10 protein-coding genes are annotated in these 7,893 nt (G+C 61.6%); 8 read left to right on the forward strand and 2 right to left on the reverse strand.

All coding sequences use genetic code 11. From position 1 onward, the window contains the following. Positions 1 to 1,113 (forward strand): DUF1015 domain-containing protein (locus tag VIW95_RS11230; protein WP_331586453.1); only part of this gene is annotated, 1,113 nt, incomplete at its 5' end. A 17-nt stretch (positions 1,114 to 1,130) separates the two neighbouring features. Further along, positions 1,131 to 1,751, forward strand: coding sequence for a histidine phosphatase family protein (locus VIW95_RS11235; RefSeq protein WP_331586455.1), 621 nt, complete (start codon positions 1,131 to 1,133; stop codon positions 1,749 to 1,751). A 2-nt stretch (positions 1,752 to 1,753) separates the two neighbouring features. Here the strand turns inward: VIW95_RS11235 and VIW95_RS11240 are convergent, their stop codons facing one another. Beyond that, positions 1,754 to 2,536, reverse strand: coding sequence for a class I SAM-dependent methyltransferase (locus tag VIW95_RS11240; protein WP_331586457.1), 783 nt, complete (start codon positions 2,534 to 2,536; stop codon positions 1,754 to 1,756). Positions 2,537 to 2,652: 116 nt separating this feature from the next. Between VIW95_RS11240 and VIW95_RS11245 the strand changes: the two genes are divergently transcribed. After that, a complete protein-coding gene (locus VIW95_RS11245) occupies positions 2,653 to 3,864 on the forward strand; it encodes a CoA transferase (RefSeq protein ID WP_331586459.1) in 1,212 nt (403 codons plus the stop codon). Between the two features lie 7 nt (positions 3,865 to 3,871). Here VIW95_RS11245 and VIW95_RS11250 read toward each other — a convergent pair whose 3' ends face one another. Beyond that, complete coding sequence (locus tag VIW95_RS11250; RefSeq protein WP_331586461.1) at positions 3,872 to 4,834, reverse strand: hypothetical protein; 963 nt, start codon at positions 4,832 to 4,834, stop codon at positions 3,872 to 3,874. A gap of 63 nt (positions 4,835 to 4,897) precedes the next feature. On the opposite strand from VIW95_RS11250, the gene VIW95_RS11255 reads away from it, so the two are divergent. The 5 genes from VIW95_RS11255 to eno form a co-directional block, all read left to right on the forward strand. Continuing rightward, positions 4,898 to 5,329 (forward strand): VOC family protein, encoded by a 432-nt coding sequence (locus VIW95_RS11255; RefSeq protein WP_331586463.1) that lies wholly within the window; start codon positions 4,898 to 4,900, stop codon positions 5,327 to 5,329. Between the two features lie 10 nt (positions 5,330 to 5,339). Then, positions 5,340 to 6,044: a peptidase E gene (locus tag VIW95_RS11260; protein ID WP_331586466.1), complete on the forward strand. Its 705-nt coding sequence runs from the start codon at positions 5,340 to 5,342 to the stop codon at positions 6,042 to 6,044. A gap of 27 nt (positions 6,045 to 6,071) precedes the next feature. Beyond that, entirely contained in the window at positions 6,072 to 6,407 is a 336-nt protein-coding gene (locus tag VIW95_RS11265; protein ID WP_331586468.1) for a VOC family protein, read from the forward strand. A 29-nt stretch (positions 6,408 to 6,436) separates the two neighbouring features. Next, positions 6,437 to 7,078 carry a class I SAM-dependent methyltransferase gene (locus VIW95_RS11270; protein WP_331586470.1) on the forward strand — a complete coding sequence of 214 codons (642 nt, stop codon included), beginning with the start codon at positions 6,437 to 6,439 and terminating at the stop codon, positions 7,076 to 7,078. A 56-nt stretch (positions 7,079 to 7,134) separates the two neighbouring features. Beyond that, the coding region (gene eno / locus VIW95_RS11275; protein ID WP_414645287.1) for a phosphopyruvate hydratase at positions 7,135 to 7,893 on the forward strand (759 nt) is incomplete at its 3' end.

Raw genomic sequence — 7,893 nt, forward strand, 5'->3', positions numbered from 1 at the left:
GATCGCTATGGCGCCGCGGAAAAAACGCTCGCCGATTGGATAGCGGCGCAAGTCCTCGAGCGGTCGGCGCGTCCCGCCATCTTTCAGTACACGCAGACGTTCGACGTCGAGGGCCGGCTGATGCATCGCACTGGATTTATCGCACGCGTGCGTCTCGAGGAATTCGATCGCGGCCGCATCGTTCCGCACGAGAAGACTTTCCCCGCTGCCAAGGAAGATCGTCTGCGCCTGCTGACCGCGCTCCAGGTCAACACGAGCTCGATCTTCGGGCTGTATTCCGGCAAGCATCCCGAGCTGGATCGATTGCGTGAGCGGGTGGCTTCGCGCGAGCCGTTGATTGATCTCATCGATGACCTCGGAATCCGCAATGAGCTGCGCTCGATCGAGACTGACGACGAAATCGCGACTATTCAACGTGAACTTGACGGCCCGCGCATTCTGATCGCCGATGGCCACCATCGCTACGAAACCGCGCTGAACTATCGGCGCGCGCGGCGTCACGAGAGTGCGTCGAGCGAGCCCGAGGCGTACGACTACACGATGATGACGCTGGTGGCGTGCGACGATCCGGGGCTGGTGATCCTGCCGACGCATCGCGTCGTGAAATCGCTGCCCGCCAACGCGATCGCGTCGTTCGCGGAACGCGCGCGAGAAGTATTCGACGTCGAGGAAATCGCGCATCGCGACACTTTTCGCGCGCGCCTCGACGATTCGGGCACCGGCGCAATCGGCGTGACGCTCAAGGGAGGTCCGCATTACTTTCTTCTGCGGCTCCGCGACGCCGCCGCGATGGAGACTGCGATGCCCGACGCGGCGGCCGAGGTGCGCCGCCTCGACGTGTCGGTTCTGCATGCGCTCGTGTTCGATCGAATATTCGGGCTCCGCGCCGACGAGATTCGCAAGGGCGGAAATATCGAATACACGATCGAAATTGGCGGCGCGCTCGGCGCTGTCGCCAATGGGCACGCCGACGGTGCGTTCCTGATGAATCCGCCGTCGATTGATGACGTCGAGCGGGTGAGCGACGCGGGCGCGACGATGCCCGAAAAATCTACCTACTTCCATCCCAAGCTGCTCACTGGCCTGGTGATGAATCCACTGTTCGACAGCTAGATGATATTCGGCGCCAAATGATTCGCGGAGCGCGGTTGATTCTCGTCCGCCACGGCGAGACCGAGGGCGAGTCGAGCATCAGGTATCACGGCCGCAGCGACGTCGCGCTGTCGGAACTGGGACGCGCACAGATGCGCCTGGCTGCTCGCGCGCTCGAGACGCGACATAGCGCGAAAAAGTTCGCGCACGTTTTTTCGAGTCCGCTCGTGCGCGCGTCCGAGGGCGCTCGGATTGTAGCCGGCGACTCGCCGCCGCTCGTCACGATCGATGAATTCGCCGAAGTGCATTTCGGATTGTTCGAAGGTCTCACGGCGGACGAGATTCGCGAACGCTATCCAGATGAGTTCGCGCGATGGAACGCCGATCGGCTCGCGCCGATCTACACCTATCCGGCCGGCGAAAGCCGCGCCGATTTTACCAATCGCGTCGAGTGCGGCCTCGAGCGCATGCTCACTCTCTGGACGCCGCGCGATGACGACGCCCTGTTGGTAGCGCATCGCGGCGTGATTCGCGCGATTGTGCGAATGCTCACTCGTCAGGAGCCGGTCGTCGAGCTCGGCTCGATCCAGATTCTTCGCTTTGACGGCGGCTGGCACGCGGAGATGCTCGACCTCAACGATCATCTTATCGATACCTGAGCTCACACGCGGCGCAACACTCCGAGCCATCGGTAGCGGCATCTGTCGAGCGGCTTCGTGAATGAAAGGTCGCAGTACGTTGCAACCATCTTGAACATCCCGGACGCGAGCGCCGCGAGTTCCAGCGTCGAGGGAGTCGTGTAGCGCACCGGAATCAGATCGCGAGTTGTGACGGCGCCGGCGGGAAAGTTGATCGTGCATTCCAGCTCGTAGATCGAATGTAGCGGCGAGTGCCATGCTACCGGCCGATGAAATTCGCGGATGTCCAGTGCGACACCGCCCGCGCGCGCGGTGCGTTCGCGCCAGATCGTGCGATGCGACACGCGCGCGATCGGATCCTGGCGATCGATGTCGATGCAGTACAAGCCGCCGCGCTTGAGCGCACGGCCGACTGATCCTAGATGCGACAGCAGGTCGGCGTTCTCTACGATCACCGGGAGTGTTTCGGACATGAAGATTGCAGCATCGAATGTGCGCTCAGGCAGCGTGAACTTCTCGATCGGTCGGCGGTAGAAGCGAAGATTCGGGAGTTCGTTCGCTTTGCGGCGTCCTGCCGCGATCATCGTCGGAGATCGATCGATTCCAACCACCTCGAGTCCATCTCCAGCCAGCAGGCGGCCGTGGGGCGAGTCGCCGCACGCGATGTCGAGGATGCGGCGCGTCGGACTTTTGCGATGCCGCTTCCAGACCTCTTGCAGAAAAAGCACTTCGGCCGGAATCTCGCCTGGACTTTCCAAATGCGCGCGGCGGAAGACCTCGGGATATTCGTAGATGCTCGGTTCCATCGGCGTCGAGCGTACAGAGGGCGCGCGATGAGATCGACGCTTGAGATTTTGCGTCGAACGGCGGGATAATGCGCGCTCATCCGAGTTCCTGAACGACCGTTTAGGGGAAAGCCGCAATGAGCAAGCCGCTCGAAGGAATCAAGGTCGTCGAGATCGCACAGGAAATCCAGGGCCCATTCGCGTCGCTGGTTCTGGCCGACATGGGCGCCGACGTCGTCAAGGTCGAGAACAAAGAGACCGGCGATCTCAGCCGCTGGATGCTGACTGCGCTGATCGGCGGCCCGGACGTCAAGAACGCGACCGTGTCCCACTATTTCATCGCTATGAATCGCGGCAAACGGAGCATCACCGCCGATCTGAAAAAGCCCGACGCGATCGAAATGGTCCGCCGGATGGTGAAGTCGTACGACGTGCTCGTTACCAACTATCGGCCCGGCGTGCTCGACCGCCTCGGCCTCGGCTATGACGACGTGCGCAAAATAAATCCGCGCATCGTGTACGCGCAGGGCAGTTCGTGGGGGCCGCGCGGACCGTGGGTGACGCGCCCGAGCCGCGACACGCTCGCACAGGCGGCGAGCGGCGTCATGGCGAAGACCGGGATGCCTGACGACCCTCCGCTGGCGGCCGGAATGTTCATCGCGGATCACTCGGGCGCGCTCAGCCTCGCGAGCGGGGTGCTGGCGGCACTGTTCGCGCGCGAGCGCACTGGCAAGGGGCAGAAGGTCGACGCGTCGATCTACGGCACGATGATCGCGATGCAGGGGATGGAGATCAATTACACTTCGATCACCGGCGTCGAGCCCGAGCGCGCCGGCCGCGGCCATCAGTTTCTGCGCGGCGTGTGGGGCGCGTTTCCGACCAGCGACGGCTACATCTGTATCGCAGGCGTCGACGAGAAACGGTGGCCGTCGTTCTGCAAGATCGTCGGCATTCAGCATCTCGAAAAAGATCCCGACTACTCGGACAACGTCATTCGTAATTTTCACGGCGACAAGATTCAGCAAGTGCTCGACGAGATTTTCCCGAAGAAGTCGAGCAAGGCGTGGCTCAAGGAACTAACGGACGCCGACATCCTGGCGACTGAGGTCGTCGATTATCGCACGATGCTGAAAAGCGAACAGGCGCGCGTCAACGGGTACCTGCTCGAACTCGATCACCCGGTGGCCGGCAAGGTGCTCGTTTCGGGTACGCCGATAACCATCAACGGCGAAGTCACCACCGCAGCTGAGGCCGCGCCCGAACATGGGCAGCATACCGAGGAAGTGCTCCTCGAACTCGGCTACACCTGGGAAGAGATCGGCGCGCTGCGCGAAAGCGGCGCCGTGTAGCGCGGGATCACGGGCGCGTCACCCGATATATGACGAACGTACCGCTCACCTGCTCGTGGTAGTAAAGAGACTTCTCATCCGGCGACAGCGCGGGCGCCTCGGCGAATCCGGTGATCGCTGCGATCTTGCGAGGCGTGCCAAACGGCTTGGAGACGCTCGAGCGGGTCGCGGTATAGATAACTGGCGGCGGCTTAGGCTGCGAATCATGAATCGGAATCCGGGTAAAGAAAAACTCGAGTCCCGACTTCGAGACATCGGGCGCGTAGTTGAGGTCGTGGGTGTTGATCTTGCGCATGATCTCGGCGCTGTTCTTTAATCGCTTGAACTGATTGCCGTTGCGCTCCGCAATCGCGATAGTCGCGGCGGCCGGAACGGACGCGCCGCCGCTGAAGACGCCGTCCACGAAATACAATGTGCCGCCATCGGGGCTGATGCATTGGTCGAAATTGACGTCATTCAATTTATCCTTCGAAACGCCCGGCACCAGCGCGACATTCGAGACGCTGCCGTTCGAAAACATCCCAGAGTAGATAGTTGAGAAGGTCTGCGCGTAACTCCGGTCCGAGATGAAATAGAAAATGTTGTTGATATCCATCGATGGGACTGCGCTAAGCGTCATCCCACCGGAATTCGCACCAACAATCTCACCCTGAAATTGGAAGGTCAGGCCGGTCATATCAACAGCAGTCGCGTAGTAAAGGTTGGTGGGCCGCGTGTTGTTCGAGCTGTTGAAGAATAGATAGTTGCCGTCGGGACTTATGAACGGCTCCATCGCATCCTGGGTGTATCCTTCGATCGTCACGTGCTCCGGATTGGTGAAAACCCCGAAGGACGGCTTGGCATCCGGCGCTTCGTCGAGCGCGATGCTGTCGCCGGCGCGGACTGTGCACGCTCCGCAAAGCAGCAGCAGCCATATCATCGCGAATATGGAAATTCGATCGCTCGAGATCATTTTAACTGCGAGTTCCATGTTGCATATTAGTGCAAACTCACTAGCCCTAGTAGCGGCAAACGAATCGAGGAGGGAACAGCGATGGCTCTGGCGGCTCGAATCAGCATTGCGACGCTCGGCGTCAGCGATCTCGCGCGGTCGACCAGGTTCTATCTCGCACTCGGCTGGGAACTGGCCGCCGATTCTTCATCCGAGATCAGCTTCTTCCGCACCGCCGGTGGAGTGCTCGCGCTCTACCCATTCGATCTGCTCGCCAAGGACGCGATGCAGTCTCCATCACGATCACAAGAATTCGGCGGCGTCACGCTCGCGATCAATGTCGAGCGCGCCGAAGACGTGCAGCCAGGACTCGACACTGCGAAGGCTGCGGGCGCGACAATTCTCAAGCCCGCGGCGAAAGCCGAGTGGGGAGGAGTGTCGGGATATTTTGCCGACCCCGACGGCTACCCGTGGGAAGTCGCGTGGGCGCCGAGATCGAGGTTCAAGCCCGACGGTTCGCTGGACGTGAGCTAGCAAACAGCGCATGGCCGAGCGGCACATCGTTGCGATGGGTGGCGGCGGATTTTCGATGGAGCCGCGCAACACCAGGCTCGACGATTTTGTGCTGAGCCTCGCACGACGCAAGCGACGGCCGCGCGTATGCTTCGTCGGCACCGCGACCGGCGACAGCGATTCCTACATCAGGCGCTTCCACGAAGCTTTTCCGCCGTCGCGAGCCGCCGCGACTCATCTCACTTTCTTCGAGCGAAAAGTCAGCGACCTCAAACAATTCGTGATGGAGCAGGACGTCATCTACGTCGGCGGCGGCAACACCGCGAACATGCTCGCAGTGTGGCGCTTGCACGGCTTCGACAAAGTGCTGCGCGCGGCCTGGAACGCAGGCGTCGTGATGGCGGGACTCAGCGCGGGCGCGATTTGCTGGTTCGAAGACGGCCTGACCGATTCGTTCGGCGTGCCGACTCGCGCTCTCAACGACGGACTCGGATTCGTACGCGGCGCATGCTGTCCGCATTACGATGGCGAGAAAGAGCGACGGCCGGTGCTGCTGCGATTGATCAAGCGCGGCTTCCCGCCGACGCTCGCGCTCGACGACGGCGCGGCGGCGCATTTTGCCGGAACCCGGCTCAAAGAAGTAGTTTCGTCGCGGCGCAAAGCGCGCGCGATACGCGTCGCCCGCAGCAAGGGTGCGGTAGTCGAACGAGCGCTTTCGGTGCGGTACCTGGACTGATATCAAACGACAAGGGAGGTTCGCGCGATGAGAGCAAATCACGTTCATGTTGGTGTGCGCGATCTGCCGGCAGCCGTCGGCTGGCTCGAGCGAGTGTGGGATCTCAAGCCGGTATTCCAGATTCCTCAGATGGCAATCTTCGCCGTCGGGGAGTTCCAGTTGTTCGTGGACGCGGGCGATCACGACTCTCGCTCGACTATCGGATTTGTCAGCGACGACTGCGATCGCGATTACGGCCGGGTGGTCGAGCGGGGAGCGGAAACTGTGAGCTCGCCCGAGGACAAGCCGTACGGCTCGCGCGCCGCTTATGTGAAAGGGCCGGGAGCTTTGACGTTTGAGATCGAGCAGCCGCTCCGGAGATGAGCGCCTTGGAAGAAGCCGAGCGAAGTTACATGCCGGCACTAGGTAAGCGCTGGCTGCTTCCACTCTATGATCCCTTCCTCTGGCTGTTCGGGGCGGACAAGGCGAAACAGCCGCTGATCGAACAAGCCGAGATCAAGTCCGGATTCCGCGTGCTCGATATCGGATGCGGCACGGGCTCGATGGCGGTCCTTATCAAGCGAATGCATCCCGAGGCCGAAGTTGTCGGAATCGATCCAGACCCGGCGGCTTTGTCGGTCGCAGAGCGCAAGGCTAAGCGCGCTGGACTCTCAGCGAAGTTCGATCGCGGTTTCGCGGACCACATGCCGTATGCGGATGCGTCATTCGACCGCGTGTTCTCATCGGTCATGTTTCATCACCTCGCCGCAGAAGAGAAGTCAGCGACACTTGGCGAGATTCGTCGCGTGCTGAAAACGGATGGCTCGCTTCATCTGCTCGACTTCGTCCGGGCGCACGGCCCTCACTCGGGAACAGCGGAGCACGGCCAATTGGTCCATCGCCGTGGACCGGTCGCCGAGCGGATTGAAGGCCGGATGACGGCTCTGATGGACGAGGCCGGATTGGTTGATGCGAAGGAAGTGTCGCGGGGGAAGAACTTCTTCGGTCCGATCGCCTACTATCGCGCAGACAATGCCGGAAGCAGGCCTGCGTGACATCTCGGGCTGGCCTGCTCTAGAATGCGGACCTCAAATGCGGTGAGGATGAGTTGATGGCGGCATCCACGGAAATCGTCGAGATAAAGGCGCGCGAGATTCTCGATTCGCGCGGCAACCCTACAGTTGAAGTTGACGTGCGGTTGCGCGGTGGCGCGTTCGGCCACGCCGCGGTCCCTTCGGGCGCATCGACCGGCGTTCACGAAGCGCTCGAGCTTCGCGACGGCGACCCAAAACGCTACGGCGGCAAGGGCGTGCTGAAGGCGGTCGCCAACGTCAACCGGACGATCGCAGCCAAGCTCAAGGGCGCGGACGCGGCGAATCAGAGCGCCATCGATCAGGTTATGATCGAAATGGACGGCACGGCGAACAAATCGAAGCTCGGCGCGAACGCGATGCTCGGCGTATCGCTCGCGACGGCGCACGCATCAGCCGCGGCCAAAGGAGTTCCGCTCTATCGGTATCTCAATCCTGGCGCGAGTGTGATGCCGGTACCGATGATGAACGTGGTCAACGGCGGGCGTCACGCGGACTCGAACGTCGATATGCAGGAGTTCATGATCGTGCCGGCCGGCGCACCCAGCATCGCCGAGGCGATCCGGATGGGCGCGGAGGTCTTTCACGCGCTGGCTGGCGTGCTCAAGAAACTCGGACATTCGACCAACGTCGGCGACGAGGGCGGCTTCGCGCCAAATCTCAAAAGCAACGAAGAGCCGATCGAAGTGATCCTCGAGGCGATCGCGAAGGCCGGGTATCGTCCCGGCGTCGACGTTTCGATCGCACTCGATCCGGCGTCGAGCGAATTTTACGAAGAC

Origin of the sequence: Binatus sp. (SeqCode), from assembly GCF_036522015.1 — a bacterium.
In the GTDB taxonomy this organism is placed as follows: Bacteria; Desulfobacterota; Binatia; order Binatales; family Binataceae; genus Binatus.

What these genes read in the sequence shown, in the direction of transcription:
- VIW95_RS11235 (WP_331586455.1), top strand. Translation starts at nt 1,131, where the DNA reads ATGATTCGCGGAGCGCGGTTGATTCTCGTCCGCCACGGCGAGACCGAG.
- VIW95_RS11240 (WP_331586457.1), bottom strand. Translation starts at nt 2,536, where the DNA reads ATGGAACCGAGCATCTACGAATATCCCGAGGTCTTCCGCCGCGCGCAT.
- VIW95_RS11245 (WP_331586459.1), top strand. Translation starts at nt 2,653, where the DNA reads ATGAGCAAGCCGCTCGAAGGAATCAAGGTCGTCGAGATCGCACAGGAA.
- VIW95_RS11250 (WP_331586461.1), bottom strand. Translation starts at nt 4,834, where the DNA reads ATGGAACTCGCAGTTAAAATGATCTCGAGCGATCGAATTTCCATATTC.
- VIW95_RS11255 (WP_331586463.1), top strand. Translation starts at nt 4,898, where the DNA reads ATGGCTCTGGCGGCTCGAATCAGCATTGCGACGCTCGGCGTCAGCGAT.
- VIW95_RS11260 (WP_331586466.1), top strand. Translation starts at nt 5,340, where the DNA reads ATGGCCGAGCGGCACATCGTTGCGATGGGTGGCGGCGGATTTTCGATG.
- VIW95_RS11265 (WP_331586468.1), top strand. Translation starts at nt 6,072, where the DNA reads ATGAGAGCAAATCACGTTCATGTTGGTGTGCGCGATCTGCCGGCAGCC.
- VIW95_RS11270 (WP_331586470.1), top strand. Translation starts at nt 6,437, where the DNA reads ATGCCGGCACTAGGTAAGCGCTGGCTGCTTCCACTCTATGATCCCTTC.